This window comes from Ramlibacter sp. MAHUQ-53, assembly GCF_052600055.1.
Window position 1 is genome coordinate 18,365 of the sequence record NZ_JBQWTS010000015.1, and the last position, 23,950, is coordinate 42,314.

General features: G+C 71.8%; 17 protein-coding genes, 1 tRNA gene and 1 riboswitch. Of the genes, 11 read left to right on the forward strand and 7 right to left on the reverse strand.

The genetic code is table 11. The annotated features are described in order from the left end of the window. Positions 1-23: 23 nt before the first annotated feature. On the reverse strand, positions 24-2,858 hold the full coding sequence (gene polA / locus ACT80S_RS17985; protein ID WP_377418496.1) for a DNA polymerase I: 2,835 nt from the start codon (positions 2,856-2,858) through the stop codon (positions 24-26). Between the two features lie 43 nt (positions 2,859-2,901). On the opposite strand from polA, the gene ACT80S_RS17990 reads away from it, so the two are divergent. From ACT80S_RS17990 to ACT80S_RS18005, 4 genes are all read left to right on the forward strand, one after another. Further along, the gene (locus ACT80S_RS17990; RefSeq protein ID WP_377418498.1) at positions 2,902-3,219 is read left to right on the forward strand and encodes a hypothetical protein; all 318 of its coding nucleotides are present in this window, start codon (positions 2,902-2,904) and stop codon (positions 3,217-3,219) included. Positions 3,220-3,237: 18 nt separating this feature from the next. Further along, positions 3,238-4,212 carry a homoserine kinase gene (locus tag ACT80S_RS17995; protein WP_377418501.1) on the forward strand — a complete coding sequence of 325 codons (975 nt, stop codon included), beginning with the start codon at positions 3,238-3,240 and terminating at the stop codon, positions 4,210-4,212. A gap of 25 nt (positions 4,213-4,237) precedes the next feature. Then, the gene (locus tag ACT80S_RS18000; protein WP_377418504.1) at positions 4,238-5,008 is read left to right on the forward strand and encodes a BPSS1780 family membrane protein; all 771 of its coding nucleotides are present in this window, start codon (positions 4,238-4,240) and stop codon (positions 5,006-5,008) included. A gap of 95 nt (positions 5,009-5,103) precedes the next feature. Next, on the forward strand, positions 5,104-5,313 hold the full coding sequence (locus ACT80S_RS18005; protein WP_377418507.1) for a hypothetical protein: 210 nt from the start codon (positions 5,104-5,106) through the stop codon (positions 5,311-5,313). Between the two features lie 36 nt (positions 5,314-5,349). On the opposite strand, the gene ACT80S_RS18010 is transcribed toward ACT80S_RS18005, so the two are convergent. Further along, complete coding sequence (locus tag ACT80S_RS18010) at positions 5,350-7,767, reverse strand: UvrD-helicase domain-containing protein (protein ID WP_377418510.1); 2,418 nt, start codon at positions 7,765-7,767, stop codon at positions 5,350-5,352. A 207-nt stretch (positions 7,768-7,974) separates the two neighbouring features. Here ACT80S_RS18010 and ACT80S_RS18015 point away from each other — a divergent pair, with 207 nt between their 5' ends. Both ACT80S_RS18015 and ACT80S_RS18020 read left to right on the forward strand, forming a co-directional pair. Next, entirely contained in the window at positions 7,975-8,952 is a 978-nt protein-coding gene (locus ACT80S_RS18015) for a GMP reductase (protein WP_377418513.1), read from the forward strand. 53 nt (positions 8,953-9,005) lie between these two features. Beyond that, positions 9,006-12,659, forward strand: coding sequence for a DUF748 domain-containing protein (locus tag ACT80S_RS18020; RefSeq protein ID WP_377418516.1), 3,654 nt, complete (start codon positions 9,006-9,008; stop codon positions 12,657-12,659). Here ACT80S_RS18020 and ACT80S_RS18025 read toward each other — a convergent pair. Both ACT80S_RS18025 and ACT80S_RS18030 read right to left on the reverse strand, forming a co-directional pair. After that, a complete protein-coding gene (locus tag ACT80S_RS18025) occupies positions 12,631-13,476 on the reverse strand; it encodes an alpha/beta hydrolase (RefSeq protein ID WP_377418519.1) in 846 nt (281 codons plus the stop codon). The two genes, ACT80S_RS18020 and ACT80S_RS18025, sit on opposite strands and share 29 nt — an antisense overlap. A 46-nt stretch (positions 13,477-13,522) precedes the next feature. Then, entirely contained in the window at positions 13,523-15,628 is a 2,106-nt protein-coding gene (locus tag ACT80S_RS18030) for a hypothetical protein (RefSeq protein ID WP_377418522.1), read from the reverse strand. A gap of 203 nt (positions 15,629-15,831) precedes the next feature. On the opposite strand from ACT80S_RS18030, the gene ACT80S_RS18035 reads away from it, so the two are divergent. Next, positions 15,832-15,907 (forward strand) — tRNA-Ala (locus tag ACT80S_RS18035). An 81-nt stretch (positions 15,908-15,988) separates the two neighbouring features. Here ACT80S_RS18035 and ACT80S_RS18040 read toward each other — a convergent pair. Then, entirely contained in the window at positions 15,989-16,888 is a 900-nt protein-coding gene (locus tag ACT80S_RS18040) for a LysR family transcriptional regulator (protein ID WP_377418525.1), read from the reverse strand. 137 nt (positions 16,889-17,025) lie between these two features. Between ACT80S_RS18040 and ACT80S_RS18045 the strand changes: the two genes are divergently transcribed. From ACT80S_RS18045 to ACT80S_RS18055, 3 genes are all read left to right on the forward strand, one after another. Then, a complete protein-coding gene (locus tag ACT80S_RS18045) occupies positions 17,026-18,024 on the forward strand; it encodes a Bug family tripartite tricarboxylate transporter substrate binding protein (RefSeq protein ID WP_377418528.1) in 999 nt (332 codons plus the stop codon). An 8-nt stretch (positions 18,025-18,032) separates the two neighbouring features. Next, positions 18,033-19,226, forward strand: coding sequence for a M20 aminoacylase family protein (locus ACT80S_RS18050; RefSeq protein WP_377418531.1), 1,194 nt, complete (start codon positions 18,033-18,035; stop codon positions 19,224-19,226). A gap of 11 nt (positions 19,227-19,237) precedes the next feature. Continuing rightward, positions 19,238-19,328: riboswitch (glycine riboswitch) on the forward strand. 162 nt (positions 19,329-19,490) lie between these two features. After that, complete coding sequence (locus ACT80S_RS18055; protein ID WP_377418534.1) at positions 19,491-20,765, forward strand: D-amino acid dehydrogenase; 1,275 nt, start codon at positions 19,491-19,493, stop codon at positions 20,763-20,765. A 69-nt stretch (positions 20,766-20,834) separates the two neighbouring features. On the opposite strand, the gene ACT80S_RS18060 is transcribed toward ACT80S_RS18055, so the two are convergent. Both ACT80S_RS18060 and ACT80S_RS18065 read right to left on the reverse strand, forming a co-directional pair. After that, positions 20,835-21,920, reverse strand: coding sequence for a TRAP transporter substrate-binding protein (locus ACT80S_RS18060; RefSeq protein WP_377418537.1), 1,086 nt, complete (start codon positions 21,918-21,920; stop codon positions 20,835-20,837). A gap of 36 nt (positions 21,921-21,956) precedes the next feature. Continuing rightward, a complete protein-coding gene (locus tag ACT80S_RS18065; RefSeq protein ID WP_377418540.1) occupies positions 21,957-22,889 on the reverse strand; it encodes a dioxygenase family protein in 933 nt (310 codons plus the stop codon). A gap of 158 nt (positions 22,890-23,047) precedes the next feature. Between ACT80S_RS18065 and ACT80S_RS18070 the strand changes: the two genes are divergently transcribed. Beyond that, positions 23,048-23,935 (forward strand): LysR substrate-binding domain-containing protein, encoded by an 888-nt coding sequence (locus ACT80S_RS18070; RefSeq protein WP_377418543.1) that lies wholly within the window; start codon positions 23,048-23,050, stop codon positions 23,933-23,935. Positions 23,936-23,950: the final 15 nt, after the last annotated feature.

Below are 23,950 nucleotides of genomic sequence, written 5' to 3' on the forward strand. Positions count from 1 at the left end.
CCGCGGCGTCGGTAGGCCGGAGGTCAGTGGGCCTGGTCCCAGTTCGGGCCCACGCCCACCTCCGCCAGCAGCGGCACCCGCAGCTGCGCCACCTGGGCCATCAGGCGCGGGATCTCCACGCGCAGCCAGTCGACCTCGCCCTCGGGCACCTCGAACACCAACTCGTCATGCACCTGCATGATGACCCTGGTCTTCTTGCCCAGCGTGTCCAGCGCCTCCTGCACCTTCACCATGGAAAGCTTGATCAGGTCGGCCGCCGTGCCCTGCATCGGCGCGTTGATCGCGGCGCGCTCGGCGCCGGCGCGGCGCGGGCCGTTGGGCGAGTTGATCTCGGGCAGGTACAGGCGCCGGCCGAACACGGTCTCCACGTAGCCCTGGCTCTTCGCCATCAGGCGGGTCTCGTCCATGTAGCGCTTCACGCCGGGGTAGCGCTGGAAGTAGCGGTCGATGTAGTTCTTGGCCGCGGTGTTGTCGATGCCCAGGTTCTTGGCCAGGCCGTAGCTGCTCATGCCGTAGATCAGTCCGAAGTTGATCACCTTGGCATAGCGGCGCTGCTCGGTGGAGACCTGCTGCGGCGTCACGCCGAAGACCTCGGCGGCGGTGGCGCGGTGCACGTCCTGGCCCTCGTTGAAGGCGCGCAGCAGGGCCTCGTCCTCGCTGAGGTGGGCCATGATGCGCAGCTCGATCTGGCTGTAGTCCGCGCTGGCGATCACATGGCCCGGCGGGGCCACGAAGGCCTCGCGCACGCGCCGGCCCTCGGGCGTGCGGATCGGGATGTTCTGCAGGTTCGGGTCGTTGCTGGAGAGGCGCCCGGTGACCGCCACCGCCTGCGCGTAATGCGTGTGGACCCGGCCGGTGCGCGGGTGGGCCAGCTGCGCCAGCTTGTCGGTGTAGGTGCCCTTGAGCTTGGACAGGCCGCGCCATTCGAGCAGCTTGGCCGGCAGGGGGTAGTCCTCGGCCAGCTTCTCCAGCACCTCCTCGTCGGTGGAGGGCGCGCCGGTGGCGGTCTTCTTGACCACCGGCAGGCCCAGCTTGCCGAAGAAGATCTCGCCGATCTGCTTGGGGCTGCCCAGGTTGAAGGGCTGGCCGGCGAGTTCATGCGCCTCCTGCTCCAGCTGCACGATGCGCGCGCCCAGCTCGGCGCTCTGGCGGGCCAGCGTGGGGCCGTCGATCAGCACGCCATTGCGCTCGATGCGGTACAGCGCCTCGCTGGTGGCGATTTCCAGCTCGTAGATGAAGCGCAGCTTGGCGTCGGCCTCCAGCTTGGGCCACAGCACGCGGTGCACGTCCAGGGTCTGGTCGGAGTCCTCGCTGGAGTACTCGGCGGCCTTGTCGACGGCCACCTGGGAGAACGGGATCTGGTGCGCGCCCTTGCCCGCCACGTCCTCGTAGGAGATGCCGGTGCGTCCCAGGTGGCGCTCGGCCAGGCTGGCCAGGCTGTGGGGCTTGTGGACCTCGAGCACGTAGCTTTCGAGCATCGTGTCGTGGCGGTAGCCGCGCACCTCGATGCCGTGGTTGGCGAAGACATGGCGGTCGTACTTCACGTGCTGGCCCAGCTTGGCGCGCGAGGCGTCCTCCAGCCAGGGCTTGAGGCGCGCCAGCACCTCGTCGAGCGGCAGCTGCGCGGGGGCATCGGGATAGGCATGGCCCAGGGGGATGTAGCAGGCCTCGCCCGGCACCACGCTGAAGGACAGGCCGACGATCTGCGCCACCATCTCGTCCAGCGAGGTGGTCTCGGTGTCCAGGGCCACCAGGTCGGCGGCCTGGATCTTCGCCAGCCAGTGGTCGAACTGCGCCCAGGTGAAGACGGTGTCGTACCGCACCTGGCTAGCGGCCGCCGGCGTATCGCCGGCCGGCTCGTCGAACAGGCCGCCCTGGCCGGGGGATGGCGCGGCGGCGCGGCCGCGGCCCCGCGCCTCGGCAGCCGCCTCGGGCGCGCCCACCTGCCTGGCCAGGCTCTTGAAGCCGTAGCGCTCGTAGAACTCGCGCAGCCTGTCGGTGTCCTGCTCGCCCAGGGCGATGTCGTCGAAGGCGGGCAGGCCGGGGATGTACTCGCGCAGGTCGCAGTCGGTGCGCATGGTGACCAGCGCGCGGCCGGTGGGCAGCCAGTCCAGCGCGGCGCGCAGGTGCTCGCCCACCGCGCCCTTGACCTCGGCGGCGCGGGCGATCAGCGCGTCCAGCGAGCCGTACTCGGTGAGCAGCTTCACCGCGGTCTTGGGGCCGACCTTGTTCACGCCGGGCACGTTGTCCACGGTGTCGCCGACCAGGGCCTGGTAGTCCACCATGCGCTCGGGCGGCACGCCGAATTCGGCCAGCACGCCGGCGACGTCGCGCTTGCGGTCGTTCATGGTGTCGATGACCATGACCTGCGCGTTGACCAGCTGGCTCAGGTCCTTGTCGCCCGAGGAGATCACGGTGTTCACGCCCTGCGCGGTGGCCAGGCAGGACAGGGTGGCGATGACGTCGTCGGCCTCCACGCCGGGCACGTCCAGCACCTTCCAGCCCAGGAGCCGCACCACCTCGTGGATCGGCGGGATCTGCGCGCGCAGGTCGTCGGGCATGGGCGAGCGGTTGGCCTTGTACTGCGGGTACAGGTCGTCGCGGAAGGTCTTGCCCGGCGCGTCGAACACGCAGACGGCGTAGTCGGCCCGCACGTCCTTGCGCAGCTTCTGCATCATGTTGATCATCCCGCGGATCGCGCCGGTGGCCGGGCTGGTGGGATCGCCCGGGTCGGCCCGCAGGTCGGGCATGGCGTGGAAGGCGCGGTACAGGTAGCTGGAGCCGTCGACCAGCAACAGGGTGCGGGGTTCGGTGCGCGGCTCGGTGGGGGCGCTGTCGTTCGGGGCGCTGTCGTTCATGGGGCCCGATTGTGCCCGCCGGGGGCCTCCTACAATCCGGTGGATGCGCCTTCCCTTCCTCCTTGGCGGCCTGATGCTGGCCGCCGTCCAAGCCCAGGCCCAACCCGGCCAGGCGCTCGCGCGCGAGCCGCTGGACCCGCGCCAGAACCAGAAGGTCGAGCGCATCGTCCACGAGGACGCCGGCAGCCGCATCGAGGAGCGCCGCTACGGCGGCCAGACCGAGCGGATCACGGTGCAGCCCAAGGGCGGGATGCCGGCCTACGAGGTCGCCCCCGATGCCACCGGCCGCAGCCGCCCCGCCGACACCCGGGACACGCCCGCCCCCGGCGGCCAGCGCCGATGGAACGTGCTGAATTTCTGAGAAGCTGATCCCCCCACCATGGCCGTCTTTACCGAAGTCTCCGCCGACGCGGCGAGCGCCCTGCTGCGCGATCTGGACCTGGGCGAGCTGCGCGAGCTGCGCGGCATCCAGGGCGGCATCGAGAACACCAACTACTTCGTCACCAGCGAGAAGGACGGCCAGGCCCGCGAATGGGTGCTGACCCTGTTCGAGCGCCTGACCCGCGAGCAGCTGCCGTTCTATCTGTACCTGATGAAGCACCTGGCCCAGCGCGGCATCCCGGTTCCCGACCCGCAGGGCAATGCCGACGGCGACATCCTTCACAGCGTCTGCGGCAAGCCCGCCGCCCTGGTGGACCGCCTGCGTGGCCGCAGCGAGCTGGCCCCCGCGCCGGTGCACTGCGCCCAGGTGGGCGCGATGCTGGCGCGCATGCACCTGGCCGGCCGCGACTACCCGCGCAGCCAGCCGAACCTGCGCGGCCTGGCCTGGTGGAACGAGACCGTGCCGGTGGTGCTGCCCTACATCGACGCCGCCCAGGCCGACCTGCTTCGCAGCGAGCTGGCCTACCAGAACCACGTGGCCGAGAGCCCGGCCTACACCGCCCTGCCGCGCGGCCCGGTGCATGCCGACCTGTTCCGCGACAACGTGATGTTCGACCAGGGTCCCGACGGGCCGGCGCTGTCCGGCTTCTTCGACTTCTACTTCGCCGGTGTCGACACCTGGCTGTTCGACGTGGCGGTGTGCCTGAACGACTGGTGCATCGACCTGGCCACCGGCGCGCACGACGAGGCCCGCGCCAGCGCCTTCCTCTCGGCCTACCAGGCCGAGCGCGCCTTCCTGCCAGTGGAGCACCGCCTGCTGCCGGCGATGCTGCGCGCCGGCGCCCTGCGCTTCTGGCTCTCGCGCCTGTGGGACTTCCACCTGCCGCGCGAGGCCAGCATGCTCAAGCCGCACGACCCGGCGCACTTCGAGCGCGTGTTGCGCCAGCGCCTGGACAACCCGGTCCACCCCTGAGAAGCTCGCGCGCTGGAACCGAACGATGAAACTGAACGTCGTCCCGCCCCGCAACGGCCTGGCCTGGGTCCGCGCCGGCATGCGCACCTTCATGCGCCAGCCGCTGGCCATGTCGGGCCTGTTCTTCATGTACATGGCCGCGGTGATGCTGCTGTCGGTCCTGCCCGTGATCGGGCCGGTGGTGGGCGGCATGCTGGTGCCCGCCGCGACCCTGGGCCTGATGGCCGCGAGCGCCGAGGCCAACAAGGGCCGTTTTCCCATGCCCTCGGTGCTCCTGAGCGCGTTCCGCGCCGGCCGCCAGGAACTGCGCGCGATGCTCGTGCTCGGCGCGATCTACGCTGCCGGCTCGGTGCTGGCCTCGGGCCTGGCCGGCCTGCTGGCCGGCCCCCCGGCCGAGCCCCGCCCCGGCGAGCTCGACGCCTCGCTGATGCTGGCGCTGGCCCTGCACCTGCCGCTGTTCCTGGCCTTCTGGCATGCGCCGGCGCTGGTGCACTGGCACGGCGTGAGCCCGGTCAAGAGCCTGTTCTTCAGCGTGGTCGCCGTGCTGCGCAACTTCGGCGCGCACATGGTCTACGGCCTGGGCTGGCTCGCCGTGTTCCTGGGCACCGGCACCGTCTTCGGCGTGCTGGGCGGCCTGGTCGGCGGCCCCTCGCTGGCCCGCGCGGTGATGATGCCGGTGGCGCTGCTGCTGGCCGCGATGTTCTCCACCTCGATCTGGTTCAGCTTCCGCGACTGCTTCGAGGCGCCGGACCTGCCGCCCGGTACGCCGCCCGAAACCTCGACCGGCGGCGCCTGACCGTCGGCCCCGGCGGGGCCGGCGCGCATTCCTTCACGGACAGGCCGGCGCGGCCGGCCGCATGCTCGGGCACCGTCCACTCGCCCGCCCACGCCATGTCCAGCCGCCTTCCGCGCCACCGGGCCCAGCCTGCCCACGCCATCTCCCCCCTGCACGACGAGCGCCTGCCGGTGCCGGACGTCACCGAGACCGACTGCGAGCAGGTGTGGGCCGAGTTCCAGCGCCTGCACGGCGCCGGCGAGCCGGACTTCCCGCCGACACAGCCGCTGCCGCGCGACGTGGTGCCGCGGCGGCAGCGGCGGTGAGGCGCCGCCCCGGAGGGTTCGCGGCGCCGCGGAAGCTCAGGTCACCGGCGTGAGCTTGGCCACGCTCAGGGCCAGCCACTTCACGCCATGGCGGTTGAACTTCACCTGGGCGCGGGCGTCGTCGCCGGTGCCCTCCAGCGTGAGCACCACGCCCTCGCCGAACTTGGTGTGGAAGACCTTCATGTTCGCCTTCAGGCCGTGCGCGGGCGCGGCCTTCTGCGGCGGCACCGGCGGGCTGGCGAACTGGGTGGAGGCCGGCTCGCGCGAGGAGCCGCCGCCCCAGCCGCCGCGGCCGCCGCTGCTGCCGCCGCCACTGCTGCCCCAGCGGTTGCCGCCGCTGAAGCCGCCGCCGAAGCCGGGTGAGGCGAAGCCCTGGTTCTTCGGCGTGAGCCACTTCAGGCAGTGCTCGGGCAGCTCGTCGAAGAAGCGGCTGCGGATGTTGTAGCGGGTCTGGCCATGCAGCAGGCGGGTCTGCGAGTGGCTCAGGTACAGGCGCTTGCGCGCGCGGGTGATGGCCACGTACATCAGCCGGCGCTCCTCCTCCAGGCCGTCGTGGTCGGCCATCGAGCGCTCGCTGGGGAACAGGCCCTCCTCCAGGCCGGTGACGAAGACGCCGTCGAACTCCAGGCCCTTGGCGGCATGCACCGTCATCAGCTGCACCGCGTCCTGGCCCGCCTGGGCCTGGTTGTCGCCGGACTCCAGCGCCGCGTGGGTGAGGAAGGCGGCCAGGGGCGAGAGCGTCTCGCCGGTCTCGAGGTCGGGGGCGGGCAGGCCCTGCGGGTCCTGCACCGGCAGGTCCGGGTCCAGCCCCTGGCTCACGGGGGACTGCGAGAGCTCGTCGACCGGCAGGGCCACCGCGTCGCGGCCGAAGCCTTCCTGGGTGACGAAGCTCTCTGCGGCGGAGGCCAGTTCCTCCAGGTTCTCGATGCGGTCGGCGCCCTCGCGGTCGGCGCGGTAATGCTCGACGAGGCCCGAGTGCTCCAGCACCAGCTCGATGATCTCGCGCAGGGTGCGGCCCTGGGTCTGCTCGCGCAGGACATCGAGCCTGGCCACGAAGCCGCCCAGGCTGGCGCCGGCCCGCCCGGTGGTGGCGCTCACCGCGTCGTGCAGCGAGCAGCCGGCGGCGCGCGCCGCGTCCTGCAGTTGCTCCACGCTGCGCGCGCCGATGCCGCGCGGCGGGAAGTTGACCACGCGCAGGAAGGAGGTGTCGTCGTTCGGGTTCTCCAGCAGGCGCAGGTAGGCCAGCGCGTGCTTGATCTCGGCGCGCTCGAAGAAGCGCAGGCCGCCGTACACGCGGTACGGCACGCCGGCGTTGAACAGCGCGGTCTCGATCACCCGGCTCTGCGCGTTGCTGCGATAGAGGATGGCGATCTCCTTGCGCTCGAAGCCCTCGCCGCGTTCGAGCTGGCGCGCCTCCTCCACGATCCACTGCGCCTCGGCCAGGTCCGTGGGCGCCTCGTAGACGCGCACCGGCTCGCCCGGGCCCTGGTCGGTGCGCAGGTTCTTGCCGAGGCGGCCGCGGTTGTGGGAGATCAGCTCGTTGGCCGAATCCAGGATGTTGCTGTAGCTGCGGTAGTTCTGCTCCAGCTTGATCTGGTGCTTCACCGAGAACTCGCGCACGAAGTCGGCCATGTTACCCACGCGCGCGCCGCGGAAGGCGTAGATGCTCTGGTCGTCGTCGCCCACCGCGAACACGGCGTTGCCGCCGCCGCTGAACACCTTGAGCCAGGCGTACTGCAGGCGGTTGGTGTCCTGGAATTCGTCCACCAGGATGTGGCGGAAGCGGCGCTGGTAGTGCTCGCGCACCGCGGGCTGGTCCCGCATCAGCTCGTAGCTGCGAAGCATCAGCTCGCCGAAGTCGACCACGCCCTCGCGCTGGCACTGCTCCTCGTACAGCTGGTAGAACTCCACGCGGTGGCGGTCCTCGGCGGTGCGCACGGTCACGTCGCCGGGGCGCTGGCCGTCCTCCTTGCAGCCGCTGATGAACCACTGCAGCTCCTTGGCGGGGAAGCGCTCGTCGTCCACCCCGTGCTGCTTCATCAGGCGCTTGATCGCGGAGAGCTGGTCCTGCGTGTCCAGGATCTGGAAGGTGGCCGGCAGGCGGGCCAGCTTGTGGTGGGCGCGCAGGAAGCGGTTGCACAGGCCGTGGAAGGTGCCGATCCACATGCCGCGCACGTTCACCGGCAGCATGGCGCCCAGGCGGGTCATCATCTCCTTGGCGGCCTTGTTGGTGAAGGTCACCGCCATCACGCCGCCGGGCGAGACCTGGCCGGTGGACAGCAGCCAGGCGATGCGGGTGGTCAGCACCCGCGTCTTGCCCGAGCCGGCGCCGGCCAGGATCAGGGCGTGCTCGGCGGGCAGGCTGACGGCGGCGCGCTGTTCCTCGTTCAGGCCTCGCAGCAGGGGGGAGTCGAGGGAAGCGGGCGAGGAGAACGGGTCGTCATCTGGAAACATGCGGCATTGTAGGAATGCCCGCGGCCGTATGAGGCCCATAACGTCCGGCGGATGCCGCCGCCCCGGGGGCTGGCCGTAGAATCAATCACCGGGCCCAAGCATCTTGGCCCGGTTTTCTTTTGGCGCGCCGGCTTGCCCGCGCCGCGCCGGCCGGGTCGACATCCAAGCGCTCTCCCTGTTCTTCAACAGCTTCCTGGAGCCCTGGTCATGGAAATCTTCGACTACGACAACATCCTGCTGCTGCCGCGCAAGTGCCGCGTGGAAAGCCGCTCCGAGTGCGACGCCAGCGTCACCCTCGGCGGGCGCAGCTTCCGCATCCCCGTCGTCCCCGCCAACATGAAGACGGTGGTGGACGAGAAGATCTGCCTGTGGATGGCGCAGAACGGCTACTTCTACGTGATGCACCGCTTCGACCTGGACAACGTGGCCTTCGTGCGCGCCATGCATGCCCAGGGCGCCTTCGCCTCGATCTCGCTGGGCGTGAAGGCCGCCGACTACGAGACCGTGGACAAGCTGGTGGCCGAGGGCCTGGTGCCCGAGTACATCACCATCGACATCGCCCACGGCCATGCCGACACGGTGCAGCGCATGATCGGCTACCTGAAGCAGAAGCTGCCGGCCAGCTTCGTCATCGCCGGCAACGTGGGCACGCCCGAGGCCATCATCGACCTGGAGAACTGGGGCGCCGACGCCACCAAGGTCGGCATCGGCCCGGGCAAGGTCTGCATCACCCGCCTGAAGACCGGCTTCGGCACCGGCGGCTGGCAGCTCTCGGCGCTGAAGTGGTGCGCCCGCGTGGCGACCAAGCCCATCATCGCCGACGGCGGCATCCGCGAGCACGGCGACATCGCCAAGAGCATCCGCTTCGGCGCCACCATGGTCATGATCGGCTCCATGCTGGCCGGCCACGAGGAGTCCCCGGGGCAGACGGTGGAAGTCGACGGCCGCCTGTACAAGGAGTACTACGGCAGCGCCTCGGACTTCAACAAGGGCGAGTACAAGCACGTCGAGGGCAAGCGCATCCTCGAGCCGGTCAAGGGCAAGCTGGCCGACACCCTGCGCGAGATGCGCGAGGACGTGCAAAGCTCGATCAGCTACGCCGGCGGCACGAAGCTGATGGACATCCGCAAGGTGAACTACGTGATCCTCGGCGGCGACAACGCGGGCGAGCACCTGCTGATGTGACGTGCTGATGTAGCGCAACGCGCCGGCGCGGCGCTGGAGGCCATACTTCGTCCATGAGCCTCACGCCGAGCCCCGCACCGGCCGCCGACGCGGCGCCCGGCCCCGCCACCGCCACCCCGGCGGCTCCCAGGCCTCCCGGCCGCCACGGCGCCCGGCTCGGCTGGAGCGGGCGTCTCCTGCTGGCGCTGGGCCTGCTGCTGGCCCTGCATGCCGGCTTCGCCTACCTGGCCTTCGAGCCGCTGGTGCGCGCCTCCCTGCCCCGCCTCGCCCAGGAGAAGCTCGCGAGCCGCGCCGAGGTCGGCCGGGTGGCGCTGGACCCGTGGCGGCTGCGCCTCACCGTCGAGGGCCTGCGGCTCACGCGCCCCGACGGCGGGCCGCTGGCGGGCTTCGACCGGCTCGAAGCCGACTTCCAGGCCGACAGCCTCCTGCGCTGGGCCTGGCACTTCCGCGAGATCCGCCTGGCCGGGCCGCGGGTGCACCTGGAAACCGATGGCGAGGGCCGCCTGAACTGGGCCGGCCTGCTCGCCGCCCTGGCCGGCGACGGCCCGCCGCCGCCGCCCGCCACCACCCTGCCCCGCCTGCGGGTGGACCGCCTCGAACTCACCGGCGGCGGCATCGACTACGTGCAGGCGCGACCCGCATCGCCCCTGCGCGCCGCGCTGCAGCCGCTGGACCTCACGCTCGAGGAACTCTCCACCCTGCCCGACGACCGCGGCCACCACCTGCTGCAGGCCAGGCTGCCGCAGCAGGGCGGCAGCCTGCGCTGGAAGGGCGACTTCGCGCTGAACCCGCCGGCCTCGCAGGGCGAGGTCGATCTGCAGGGCCTGCAACTGGCCCGCCTGCTGGAACTGGTGAAGGCGCCCGGCCTGCCGGTGGCCGGCGTCTCCGGCGAGGCCGGCGCGCGTTTCGGCTACCGGGTGGACCTCGTGCAGGGCACGCCGGCGCCCTACCTGCAGGCGCGCCTCCAGGACCTCACGCTCACGCTGGAAGGCCCCGGCGCCGACCTGCAGGCACCGCCATCCGCGCCGGCCCGCGTGCAGGCGCATCAGGTGCAGGTGCGCGCCCCGCGCGTCGCGCTGGACCTGCGCGAGCCGGCGGCGTTCGCCGTCCAGGACCTCGCCCTGGCGCTGCGCGACGTGCGGCTGTCGCGGCAGGGGCGCGACCTGTTCAGCCTCGCGCAGGGCCAGGCCGCCGGCGTGGCCTTCGATCTCGCGTCGCGCCGCCTGCGGGCGGCCGACGTCGTGCTGCAGGAGGGGCGCGTGCAGTCGCGGCGGGATGCCTCCGGCGCCCTGGACTGGCAGGCGCTGGCCGAGGCCCTGGCCGCCCCCGGGCAGCCCCCCCGCGCCGCCCCCTCGGCCCCGGCGGCGGCCCAGGCCGGCCCCCTGCGCATCGCCGTGGAGCGGGTGCGCCTGGAGCGCTGGCAGGCGCAGCACCGCGACGACGCCTTCAAGGCGCCGCTGGACATCGCCGTCAGCGGCATCGACCTGGCCTTCGGCATCGGCGAGGCGGACGGCGGGATCGCGCTCACAGGGCTGGCCGGCGACGTGACCGGCGTTTCGCTGAAGTCGGCGCTCGAGCCGCAGCCCGCGGCGACCCTGGCCCGCCTGCGCCTCGAGGGCGGTCGCGCCAGCCTGGCGGCACGCACGGCGCGGCTGGACAGCCTGGTGCTTTCGGGCCTGCGCTCGCGGGTGCTGCGCCCCGGCGTCGACCAGCCCCTGAACTGGCAGGCCCTGCTGGAGCCGCGCACCCCGGCGGCGCCACGCGCCGCGTCCGCCCGGCGTGGCGCGGCCCCGCAGGCCGCGGCCTCCGGCGGGCCGGGCTGGACGGCCAGCCTCGGCCGCCTCGCCCTCGAGGACGCCGGCCTGCGCCTCGAGGACCGCGGCCTGGCCACACCGGCCTCGCTGGAGTTGCGCGGTGGCCGGCTCGAGCTGCGTGAACTCTCCCTGGCCGGCGAGCGCCCGGTGGCGGTGAACGCGCGGCTGCCCCTGGCATCGGGCGGGACGCTGGAAGCCTCCGGCCGCTGGAGCCCGCAGCCCCTGCGGGCCGACCTGCAACTGCGCGCGAACGGCGTGGACCTGCGCCCGCTGGGCCCCTACCTCTCGCAATTCGCACTGCTGCGGCTGGACGGCGGCACCCTCGACGTCCGCGGCCGCGTCACCCTCGCGCCGGGCCAGGCCGGGGACGCCCTGGCCGGCGGCTTCCGCGGCCGCGTCGCGGTGCGCCAGCTGGCCATCTCGGAGGAGGCCACGCGCGCCTCCTTCCTCGCCTGGCAGGAGGTCTCCAGCGACACCGTGCGCCTGGACCTCGCGCCGCGGCGGCTGCAGGTCGACAGCCTGCGGCTGGTGCGGCCGGTGGGCAAGTTCCTCGTCGACGCGGACGGCACCCTCAACGCCACGCACCTGCTGCGGCCGCAGCCGGCGGGCCAGGCGCCGAAGCCGCAGGCCCCCGCCGCCGCGCCGGCCGCGCCCTTCGCCGTCGCGGTGGACCGCGTCCACGTGGACAACGCCAGCCTGGAGTTCGCGGACCTGTCCCTGCGCCCGCAGTTCGGCACGCACATCGACGCGCTGTCGGGCGTCATCAACGGGCTGTCGAACGACCCGGCCACCACCGCGCAGGTGGAGCTCGACGGCCGGGTCGAGGAGTTCGGCTCGGCGCGCGTGCGCGGCACGGTGCAGCCGTTCCGCGCCACCGAGTCCACCGACCTGCGGCTGTCGTTCCGCAACCTGGAGATGGCCAGCCTCACGCCCTACTCCGGCAAGTTCGCCGGCCGGCGCATCGACGCAGGCCGGCTCTCGGTGGACCTCGCCTACAAAGTCAAGGACCGCCAGCTCGCGGGCGAGAACCGCTTCGTGATCGAGCGCATCAAGCTCGGCGAGCGGGTGGACAGCCCCGACGCGGTGAACCTGCCGCTGGACCTGGCCATCGCCATCCTCCAGGACAGCGATGGCGTGATCGACCTGGACCTGCCCGTCACCGGCAACCTGGACGACCCGCAATTCAGCTACGGGCGCGTGATCTGGCGGGCCTTCACCAACGTGCTCACGCGCCTGGTGACCGCGCCGTTCCGCGCGCTGGGGCGGCTGCTGGGAGTGGAGTCGGACACGCTGCAGGCGGTGGCCTTCGACCCGGCGAGCGCCGCCCTCGCGCCGCAGGAGCAGGAGAAGCTGGTCACGGTGGCCCGCGCGCTGGAGCGGCGGCCGGGCCTGCGCCTGGCCATCGTCCCCAACTACGACCCCGCGCGGGACAGCACCGCGCTGCAGGAGCAGGCCATGCGCCGTGCGGTGCTGGCCGAGGCCGGCGTCCGCCTCGGGCCGAACGAGCAGCCGGGCCCGCTGGACCTGTTCAACACGAAGGTGCAGTCCGCCATCGAGCGCCAGCTCAAGGCCCGCACGGGCGGCGGCTTCAGCCTCAAGCTGCTGGACGACGTGAAGGATGCGCTGCGCAGCGCGAAGCCGGAGGACGCGGCGCGCTACGCGAAGCTGCTGGAGCAGCTGCGGCCCACCTACCCGGTGACGCCCGCGCAGCTCGCCGGCCTGGCCCGCCAGCGCGGCGAGGCCGTGCGCGCGCACCTGGAGCAGGCCGGCCGCCTGGCGGCGCAGCGCATCGAGGTGGCCGAGCCGGCGCCGGCCGGGGGCGGCCCCGCCGGCGGGCAGCCGCAGGTGCCCCTGCGGCTGGAGCTCAAAGCAGCGACAGCGCGAGCTGGTTGAGGCGGCTGCCCGGCTCCACCAGCGAGTCGAGGATGCTGAAGTGGTTCAGGCCCGGCAGGGCCTCCACCACCGGCACCCGCGCCGCGCCCCAGGCCTGGCGGATCAACTCGTTGTGCCGCAGGAACTCCATGCTCTCCTTGCCGCCGGCGACCGCGTAGAGCGAGCCCAGGCGCGGCGCCGGCAGCAGCGCGGGGCTGGCGCGCAGGGCGTCCTCGGGCGTGAGGCGCAGCGCCGCCTGCAGCGAGGGCGTGTGGCGCAGCGGCTCCAGGTCGAACAGGCCGGAGATCGACAGCGCGCGCGTCACCAGGTCGGAGGGCAGCGAGCGGTCGAAGTCGTTGAAGTAGCAGGCCAGCATCATGGCCGCCAGGTGGCCGCCGGCCGAGTGGCCCGCCAGGGTGATGCGGCGCGGGTCGCCGCCGAAATCGGCGATGTGCTTCCAGGTCCAGGCCAGCGCCCGCACCATCTGCATCGTGATCTCGGGCAGGGTGACCGCCGGGCACAGGTCGTAGTTGGGCACCACCACGCAGGCGCCGGCCTGGGTGAACGCGGGCGCGATGAAGGAGTGGTCGGCCTTGTCCAGCGAACGCCAGTAGCCGCCGTGGATGAAGACCACCACCGGCGCGCGGGCGCGCTGCGCGGGGAACACGTCGAGTGCCTGGCCGGGCGTGGGGCCGTAGGCGATGTCGAGCGTGCAGGGCGCGCTGGCGCGCACCCGCTGCGAGTCACGCGCCCAGCGGGCGAGGTGCTCGCCGTGCTCGGGCACGCGGGCGCGGTTGTTGTACTGCTGCTCCAGCCACTCGGTGTCGTCGTACTTCATGCGGGGTCTCCTCGAACCCCGGCTTTATAGCGCGCCGCGGGACGACTCAGGCGCCCGGGCGGCGCGGGTGCTTGCGGTCCTGCGTGCCGGCGCCCGGCTCGCGGCCGGGCCGGCCGGGCGCGCCGCCCGCGGCACCGGCATCGTCGGCGTCTTCGGCGCCCTCGCCCATGTCCATGAGCAGGTCCACGCGCCGGCGGTGGGCCACGGCGTCGTCCTCGAAGGGATGGATCGCGCGGTCCAGGCCGATGGCCAGGTCGAGCCGCCGCAGGCCCTGCGCCCCGCCGCCGGCCAGCGGCAGGCGCGCGGCGAGCCACGCCTGCAGGTGGGGGCTGTCGGCCGCGTCGAGGCTGGTGGCCAGGCCCTCCATCAGCAGGGTCACCGTGGCCCGTTCGGTCGTGGCCGGCAGGGTGGCCAGCCAGGTGACCAGCCGTTCCCGCAGGGGCAGCGGCATGGCCGGCCCCGCCAGGCCCAGGCCCAGGCCCTGCATCGCCGCCAGGCAAGCCTCGTCCCCGAGCGCCGGGGCGGCACCGGCCAGGCGCTGCACCAGCATGCCGAGCGCGGGCAGCGTCAGGTCCACGCCGCCGACGGCCTCGACGACCGCCTGGACCGCCTCGGCGCGCGGCTCCGCCGCGAGGGGAGCCTGCGGCGCGAGCACCACCTGGAGCAGGGCCCCGCCCACGTCCGGCGGCACGGGCGCGCCGCCCAGGGCGGCCACCAGGCGGTCGATCGAGACCAGCACCAGGTGCGGCGCGCGGGACAGCGACAGGGCCAGCACCTCCTGCGCGAAGCGCGCCGTCGCCGGCCCGTCGCCGGCCTCGATGCCCAGCACCTGCAGCGCGGTGCGGACCACGGCGGCGGCCGGCTCGGCGGACAGGCCCGGCAGGTGGCGCGCGAGCACGTCCACCAGGGCCTGGCGGGCGGCCCCGGCCTGCGCCTCGTCCGGCTCGCTGCCCTGGAAGCCGGCCAGGACGCCGGCCAGGGCGGCCTCGCGCTGCGGCGGTGCGAGCATCGGCAGGTGCATCAGCACGCGCCCGAGCACGGCCCGCTCGAAGGGGTGCGGGGCGGCCAATTGGACAGGCGCGTCGAAGTCGGCCTGGGTGGCGTCGCAGATGCCTTCGGCCAGGCCCCGCAGCGCGTCGTGCAGCGCCTGGGCCTCGAGCTGCGGCGCGGCGGCCAGCGCCTGGCCGCACAGGGCGTGCGCCATCTCCACCTGCAGCGTGGGCCGGGCCTGCGCCAGGACGCAGGCCGCGACCATCGCCACGAAGCGGTCACCCTGCACCTGCGCGCGGGCCTCGAGGGTGCGGGCCAGCAGCCAGGGGCCGAGGCCGCTGCCCGCGTCGCCGCCGGCGGCGGCTTCGGACAGGCCCTCGATGGCCTCGCCCAAGCCGTCGGCGTCGAGCCGGCCGGCCGAGGCCGCCTCGGCCAGGGCATCGAATAGCCAACCCCGCAGGTCGCGCCCCTGGCCGTCCAGCTCCAGCGCCAGGCCATAGGCCTCCACCAGGGCGGTGAGCGTGCCGTCCTCTATGTCGCCGCGCGGGACGCTGGCGAAGGCCTCGAGCACGTCGTCCAGGCAGGCCTGGCGCAGGGCCGGGCCGGCGCTGGCCAGGCCGAAGGTGGACAGGACCGCCTCCACGCAGGCCGCCGCCGGGACCGGCGCCAGGCCGGGGCTGGCGTCCAGCGCGGTGGCTCGCACCACGGTGGCGACGAGTTCGCTGCGGGTCGCGGCGGCCAGGTGGCGGCCGCCCAGGCCCTCGGCCACGCCGGCCATGAGGTCGCGGATCACGGGCGGGGACAGCGACTCGCCGGCCCGCGCCAGGGCCTCGAAGGCCTCGCGCCAGCCGCCGGCGCCGGCCACCAGGGCCTGCATCGCGGCGGTGCGCTGGGCCGCGGTCAGGTGCGAGGCCGCGGCCACCAGCCGCACGGCCACGCGCGCGGCGATCTCGGCCCGCGCTGGCGCGTCGGCCTCACGCGGGAACTGGCCGGCGATCGCCACGGCCACGGCGCCCGGCGATTCGCCGATGGCGGGGCCGAACAGGTCGGCCTCGGCGGGCGTGCCGCGGTCGTGGGTGGGGTCGGAGAAGCTGCGCATGCGCCCGGCGGAGGGCGGGGACAGCCCCGGGACGCTGGGGGAAATCTTGCGGTCGCCGTCCATGAGGGACTCCTTCGCAGCATGCGCTGCGGCGGCCTGACGGGCCGCCCGGGACTCTCCCTGGAGTTGCTGGCCCTGTGGACAACGGGTCTGTCCTGCGCATCCTAACCATGAACACCAAAGGACTCAACAGTTCGCAACGCGCGCGCAAAAAGGCGCGCAGGCCGATCCGCCGCCGGACTTGGGGTTACAATGAAGCTCTCCGTGGGGGGGTAGCTCAGCTGGGAGAGCGTCGCGTTCGCAATGCGAAGGTCGGGAGTTCGATCCTCCTCCTCTCCACCACACATTCGAAAAAGTCCTTGCATGCCAAGGACTTTTTTTTGGCCCGCCATTCGACGCGCAGTCCGGCCTCTCGCCCAGGCGTCAATCCACCATGCGCTGCGCCACGAACTGGCGCAGCAGCGACATCACCGGCGCTTCGCTGCGCCCGGCCAGGGTCACGTAGACGAACCGTGCGGTCGCCTTCAGGACGGGCCGCACCGGCAGCACGGCCAGGGAGCCCGCCTCGATCCGCTCCCGCGCGGTCGCCAGCACGCCCAGCAGCACCGCATCGGTGCGCTCGGTCACGTCGATCAGGCTTTCGATGTCATCGCACTCCAGCGTCCGGAACTGCGCCGGATTGGCTTTGGGGCCGTACTGGCCGACCAGGAGCCGGGCCACCTCATCGGACAGGGGCGTGGAGGCGATGGGATAGGCCAGCAGGTCATCCAGCGTCACCACCTTCTCCCTCAGCAGGGGGTGCCCGTTGCGCACCATCCAGCCGCCGGCCATCTCGGCGACCGGCTCGATGTTCAGGTCTTCCGCCGGCGGAACCAGACGCATGTCCACCACCAGCGCATCCAGCTGGCGGTCCCGCAGCTGGATCAGCTGCAATTGCGTCGGCCCCCGCACCACCTTGACCCTCACCTGGGGATGCGCCAGCGCCATGTGGCACATCAGCGGCGTCATCAGGATGGCGCCGGGCCCGGAGCCCAGGCCCACCCGCATCACGCCGGCATGGGACTCGCGCATCAACTCGGCACCGCGTTTGAGCTCGGAGGCCTCCAGGACGATGCGCCGCGCCCGCTGCAGCAGCTGGCGGCCCAGCACCGACAGCTCGTTGCGCTTGCCGACGCGGTCCAGCAGCAGCCCGCCGACCTCGGACTCCAGCGCCTGGATGCTGCGGCTCAGTGCCGACTGGGTCAGGTGCAGCTTCTCCGCCGCGCGGCTGAAGGACCCGGTTTCGGCGACAGCCAGGAAGTGTTCGAGGTGGCGGATGTTCATGTCACGCTAAAGCAAGAAAGATGCGCTCCCCGAATGATGAACAGGAAAATAATGCATTGGACACATCGTTTTCCCCTCCCTAGCATGGGTCTTACCTGCTGATCCGGCAGGCAACCCCCGCACACGAGACCCGCTCCATGACCGCCAGCAAACGCCACTTCCTCCGCCGCGCCGCGGCCACCCTCGCCGGCCTGTCGCTGGCCGGCGCCGCCGCCGCGCAGACCTTCCCGTCCAAGCCGGTGACGCTGATGGTTCCCTACCCGGCGGGCGGCGTGTCCGACGTGGTCGCCCGCACCCTGAGCACCACCCTGGGCAAGCACCTGGGCCAGCCGGTGATCGTGGAGAACCTGGGCGGCGCCAGCGGCGGCATCGCGGCGCAGAAGGTGCTGGCCAGCCCGGCCGACGGCCATGTCATCTTCCAGGGCTCGCCCAACGAGCTGATCCTGGCGCCCCTGTCGAACGCCGCCATCAAGTACAAGCCCGAGGACTTCCGCCTGGTCCAGATGATCACCATCAACCCGATGGCGATGTTCGCGCGCAGGGACCTGCCCGCCAGCAACGGGGACGAGCTGCTGGCCTATGCCCGCAAGGGCGCGGCCGACGGCAAGCCCCTGACCTATGCCAGCGTGGGCCCCGGCTCCATGTACCACCTCCTGGGCGAGCACATGTCCAGGCAGACCGGCATCCCGATGACCCACGTGCCGTACAAGGGCGCGGCCCCGGCCTTCCAGGACCTGATGGCCGGGCTGGTGGACGTGTTCATCTCCCCCTACGGCAAGGGCCAGATCGCGCTCGTCGACGAGGGCAAGCTCAAGGCGGTGGCAGTGCTGTCGGCCGATCGCCAGGAGCCTCTGAAGAAGGCCCCGCCGCTGCACGATGCCGCGCCGCTCAAGACCTTCGTCTTCGACACCTGGTCGGGCTACTTCGTGCGCAAGGACACGCCCGAGCCCATCGTGCAGGCCCTGCACAGGGCCCTGAGCGAAGTGGCCAACGACCCCGGCGTCCGCTCGGCCCTGGAGGCGCAGGCCATGATCGTGCCGCGACCGCAGCCGCTGGCGGCGATGGGCAAGGTCTACGCCGACAACACCGACAAGTACCGCGCCATCGCCCGCTCGATGAACCTGCAGCCCCAGTGAGTGCGGCCATGAAGGAGACCTACCTGGGGCACTCGCTGTCGCAGCGCGTCGGCGAGTTCATCCAGATCCGCCGCGACATCCACGCCCATCCCGAGATGGCTTTCCAGGAGCACCGCACGGCGGCCCTGGTGGCGGCCAAGCTGGCCGGCTGGGGCTACGAGGTCACGACGGGCATCGGCGGCACGGGCGTGGTGGGCCGCCTGCAGCGCGGCGCCGGTTCCCGGGCCCTGGGCCTGCGGGCCGACATGGACGCGCTTCCCATCACCGAGGACAACGGGCGCGAATGGAGCAGCCGCCATGCCGGCGTGATGCATGCCTGCGGGCATGACGGCCACACCGCCACCCTCCTGGCGGCGGCCCGCCTGATCGCGGAGGACGTGGACTTCGACGGCACCCTGAACCTGATCTTCCAGCCCGCGGAAGAAGGCGCCGGTGGCGCCTTGCGCATGATGGAGGACGGCCTGTTCGAGCGCTTCCCCTGCGACGCGGTGTTCGCGCTCCACAACATGCCGGGCCTGGAGGCCGGGTCCTTCCACTTCCGGGTGGGGCCGACCATGGCGTCCAGCGACAACGTCACCATCACGCTGCGCGGCGTGGGCGGCCACGGGGCCATGCCGCAGACCACCGCCGACACCGTGGTCGCCACGGCGGCCATCGTCACGGCGCTCCAGACCGTGGTGTCGCGCAACGTGGACCCCTTGAAATCCGCGGTGGTCACCGTCGGCGCCATGCATGCCGGAACGGCCAACAACATCATCCCGGACCTCGCCACGCTCGAATTGAGCGTGCGCGCCCTGGACCCGCAGGTGCGCACGCTGCTCAAGGAGCGCATCTGCGACCTGGTGAACCTGCAGGCCGCCAGCTTCAAGGTGAAGGCCGACATCGACTGGCGTGACGGCTACGCCGTGCTGGTGAACACGCCGGACGAAACCCGCCTGGCGACCCAGGTGGCGCTGGACCTGTTCGGGCCGGACCGGGTGAATCCCGAGGGCCAGCCGCTGACCGCCAGCGAGGACTTCGCTTTCATGCTGGAAAAGGTGCCTGGCAGCTATGTCTATGTCGGCAACGGCGGCCCGGGGACCCCGGGCGCCTGCATGGTCCACAACCCGGGCTACGACTTCAACGACGAGATCATCGAGCCGGGCGCGCGCTTCTGGGCGGGCCTGGTGGCCCGATACCTGAAGGAGCCCGCTGGCGCCTGACCCCTCCACCACTGCGCGAGCCGGGAGAGACCGCGTCACGGCGCGGCGCCGAAGGAGCAACCGCCCCGGAAACTCTCAGGTACCCAGGACCGGCCCGCGCACCCGAATACTCTGAAGAGCCGCTGGCCTCGTCCGCCGGCGCACCGAAGGAGCAAGCCCGCGGCGCCTCGCGACCGCAGGTGAATCTCTCAGGTTCCGAACAGAGGGGGCGTTCGACGCGCGACTGGCGCGGCGGACTCCCTTCTCGACGTCTGGAGCAACCTGATGAAGACCTTTGCAGTGATCGGTGGCGGCATCACCGGCGTGACCACCGCCTACGCCCTGGCCCAACGCGGATACGGCGTCACCGTCATCGAGCGGCACCGCTATGCCGCCATGGAGACCTCGTTCGCCAACGGCGGCCAGCTCTCGGCGTCCAACGCCGAGACCTGGACCCATCCGTCCACCCTCCTCAAGGGCCTCAAGTGGATGCTGCGCCAGGATGCGCCGCTGCTGGTCAACCCCAAACCCTCCTGGCACAAGATCTCGTGGTTCGCCGAGTTCATCGCCAGCATCCCCAAGTACGAGTCCAACACCATCGAGACGGCGCGCCTGGCGATCGTCGCGCGGGACCACCTGTTTTCCTGGGCCGCGGCCGAAGGCATCGACTTCGACCATCGCCGCGAAGGCATCCTCCACATCTACCGGGACCGCAAGGGCTTCGAGCATGCGGGGAAGGTCTCGCAGCTGCTGGCCGCCGGCGGCCTGCAGCGCCGGGCCGTCACGCCCCAGGAAATGCGCGCCATCGAGCCGACGCTGGCGGGCGACTACTACGGCGGCTACTACACCGAGAGCGATTCCACCGGGGACATCCACAAGTTCACGCAGGGCCTGGCCGCGGCCTGCGCGCGAATGGGCGTGAAATTCCTCTACGGCGAGGACGTGCTGTCACTCGATTGCGACGGCCGCCGCGCGCGCGTGGACCTGGACGACGGCACGGGCTCGCGGACCGAATCCTTCGACGCCGTCGTGGTGTGCGCCGGCGTGGGCAGCCGGGCGCTGGCGGCGCAGCTGGGCGACCGCATCAACGTCTATCCGGTCAAGGGCTACTCGATCACGGTGAACCTGCTGGACGACGCCAGCCAGGCGGCGGCGCCCACCGTGAGCCTGCTGGACGATGAGACCAAGCTGGTCACCAGCCGCCTCGGGGCCGACCGCTTCCGGGTGGCGGGAACCGCTGAGTTCAACGGCTTCAATCGCGACATCCGGGCCGACCGCATCAGGCCGCTGGTCGAGTGGGTGCAGCAATGCTTCCCCGGGGTCAGCACGCGCCAGGTGGTGCCCTGGGCTGGCCTGCGGCCGATGATGCCGGACATGATGCCCCGCGTCGGCCGGGGCCGGCAGGCCAACGTGTTCTACAACACCGGGCATGGCCACCTGGGATGGACGCTGAGCGCAGCGACCGCCGATCTCCTGGGGGAGCTGGTGGCGCAGGGCGCGAAGCCGGCCGGAAGTCGCCTGCCGATCACGGCGACGGCTTCGGCGGCCCAGGCCAGCTGAAACGAGAGGCGCCCCGCCGGCGGCATGCCGCCGGCGGGGCGCCGTGGTGGCCCGTGGCGCCGGGCGTCGTCAGGCCGGAGACTTCACCGACTGCATGTAGCGGTCGAACGGGGTCTCGGTGAAGCGGAACCACATGTGCGCGTCGGCCGCGAACCGGGTGTAGTCGGTGTAGATCTTCTTCCAGTCGGGATTGGTGTCGCTCAGCTGGTCGAACAGCGCCAGCGCGTGCTTGTGCGCGCCGGCGACGACGTCCTGCGGGAAGGGCCGCAGCTTGGCGCCACTGGCGACCAGCTGCTTGAGCGCGGTCGGGTTCCGGCTGTCGTACCGCGAGATCATGGTCTGGTGCGCCGCCAGCGACGCGCTTTCGACGATGGCCTTGTTCTCGGGGGACAGCGCCTCGAACGCCTTCTGGTTGATCAGGAAGTCGACCTGGCCCGTGCCTTCCCAGTAGCCCGGGTAGTAGTAGTTGGGCGCCACCTTGTGGAAGCCCAGCTTCTGGTCGTCATAGGGGCCCACGAATTCGGCGGCGTCGATGGTGCCCTTCTCCAGGGAGGCGTACACGTCGCCCCCGGGGATGTTCTGCGGGACCACGCCCATGCGCTCGAGGATCTTGCCGTTGAAGCCGCCCACGCGGAACTTCAGGCCCTTGAAGTCGGCCGCCGACTTGATCTCCTTGCGGAACCAGCCCCCCATCTGCGCGCAGGTGTTGCCGCCCAGGAAGTTGACGATGTTGTACTTGGCGAAGAGTTCGCGCATCAGCTTCATGCCGTTGCCATCGAGCATCCAGGCGGTCATCTGCCGGGTGTTCATGCCGAAGGGGACATTGGTGCCGATGGCAAACGCCTCGTTCTTGCCGAAGAAGTACAGCGAGGCCGTGTGGCAGGCCTCGACCGTGCCGTTCTGCACGCCATCGAGCACGCTCAGGGCGGGCATCAGCTCGCCCGCCGGGTGCACCGACACCTCGAACTTGCCGCCCGACATCTGGCGCACCTTCTGTGCGAAGACTTCAGCGCCGCCGAAGATGGTGTCCAGCGACTTGGGAAAGCTCGAGGCCAGGCGCCAGCGCACCGTGGCCTGCGCGTGCACCGCGGGCGCGACGCCGGCGGCCAGGACACCGGCGATGCCGCCGGTCTTGAGGAGGGAGCGACGATCCATGCGAATGTGCCTTTCCTTGTCCGGGGTCCGCGCCGGTCAGGCCGCAGCCACGCGGGCCATGCGGGTGAGCGGGCTGGCCTCGTCCTCGTCGCGGGCCTTCTGCATCACGAAATCGAACTTCGACAGGGCGACCGGCGTGCCGGCGGCGATGCCCAGGGATTCGTAGCCGGCGGGCGCGGCGACGCGCTGCAGGTCGATCACCAGGCCGTCACGGGTGGCGAAGGCGAAGTCGTCGTCCAGGTAAGTGTCGCCCGGCACGTTGATCTGCGTGGTCAGGGTGCGCAGGCCCGGGGCCACGATGAAGAAGTGAACGTGCGCCGGGCGATGGCCGTGGCGGCCCAGCGCGTCGAACAGCTCCGAGGTCGGGCTGTTGGGGGGAATCGCATAGCCCGGGGGCAGGACGGAGCGGAAGCGGTAGCGGCCCTGGGCGTCGGTCTCGATCTTGCGGCGCAGCTCGAACTCCTTGAGGCCCGGGAAGAAGTGGGAGTAGCCGCCCACCTCGTTGGCGTGCCAGACGTCCATCAGGGCATTCGCCACCGGCTTGCCGTCGGTGTCGAGCACACGGCCCTCCATCACGAACACCTCGCCCTTGGAGGGGCTGTCCTCGCTGAGCCAGGCTTCGCCCTTGGACAGCGGTGCGCCGGGCACATACAGCGGGCCCTCGATGGCGCGGGGCGTGCCGGCGGCGCGGCCGGCCTGGGCATCCGCCTCGTCCAGCTTGATGTCCAGCAGGCGGTCGAAGCCCAGGCCGGCGGTGATCAGGCCCATCTGGCCGGAGGCGCCCAGGCGGCTGAGCCAGTCGGTCGCAGCCCAGAACTCGTCGGGAGTGACGTTCATCCTGTCGATGGTCTTGAACAGGTCGCTCACGATGCTGGCCACCAGGGCCCGGACCCGCGGATTGCCTTCGGCGATGTGCACGGTGTTGACGCGGTCCAGAAGCTGCGCCACGGTGAATTCGTTCTTGCTCACTTGTCTCTCCTTGTGATGGTGGATGGGGAATCTGCGGGTGTGAGGGAGCCCTGGGGCTCGATGACGAGGGAGCGTAAGTGGGCCCAAAGAATGAATCCAATGATTAATTTCCGATGGAGCGTTCGCCTCAGTCGAACGATCGGGCTACCATCCCGGCCATGGAAATCCGTCAGCTGCGCTACTTCCTGGACATCGCGGAGACCGAGCACCTCACGCAGTCCGCCCAGAACCTGTTCGTCACGCAGTCCACGCTCTCGCATGGCCTGCGGCAGCTGGAGCAGGAGCTGGACGTGGCCCTGTTCGACCGCCTGGGCCGGGGCCTGCGCCTGTCACAGGCCGGAGCGCAGTTCCGGGACTACGCGCTGCGGGCCCTGAAGGAGCTGGAAGCCGGGCGGATGGCGCTGGCCGACCTGACCGGGCTGCAGTCCGGCCAGCTCACGATGGGCATCTTCCCGACCTTCCTCAACACGGTGGTGCCGACCACCCTGGCCGCCTTTCACCACGACTACCCGCGCGTGTCCGTGGTCGTGAGGGCCTTGCGCGCCGGGCCCATCGAGGAGCAGCTGCTGCGCGGGGAGATCGACCTGGGGATCGGCTTCCATCCGACGGTGCACGAGGACATCGAGACCGAGCCGCTGTTCGATGAGCGACTCATGCTGGCCGTCCACCCGCAGCACCCCCTGGCCACGCGAGCGACGCACCCGCTGCAGGCGCTGGCGGGTGTGCCGCTGGCGCTGCTGTCGCGCAGCTATGCCACCCGGCGCCAGATCGACGAGCAATTCCGCCTCGCGGGGGTGACGCCCACGGTGCCGGTGGAGATGGAGTCGGTGGAGGCCCTGCTGGGCGTGTGCCGGTGGAGCCGGGACCTGGCGACCCTCGTGCCCGAGCGGGCCACCTGGCAGTACCCCGACCTGCGCGCCCTCGCGCTGGACGCGCCGGGCATGGTGCGCAGTGCGGGCCTGCTGTGGCGCCGCGGCGCCTCACGCAGCGCGGCCGCGCAGGAGTTCGCGCGTCGCCTGCGCGAACTGGATTGGCAACGGCCGTAGGCCGCGCCCTGCCCT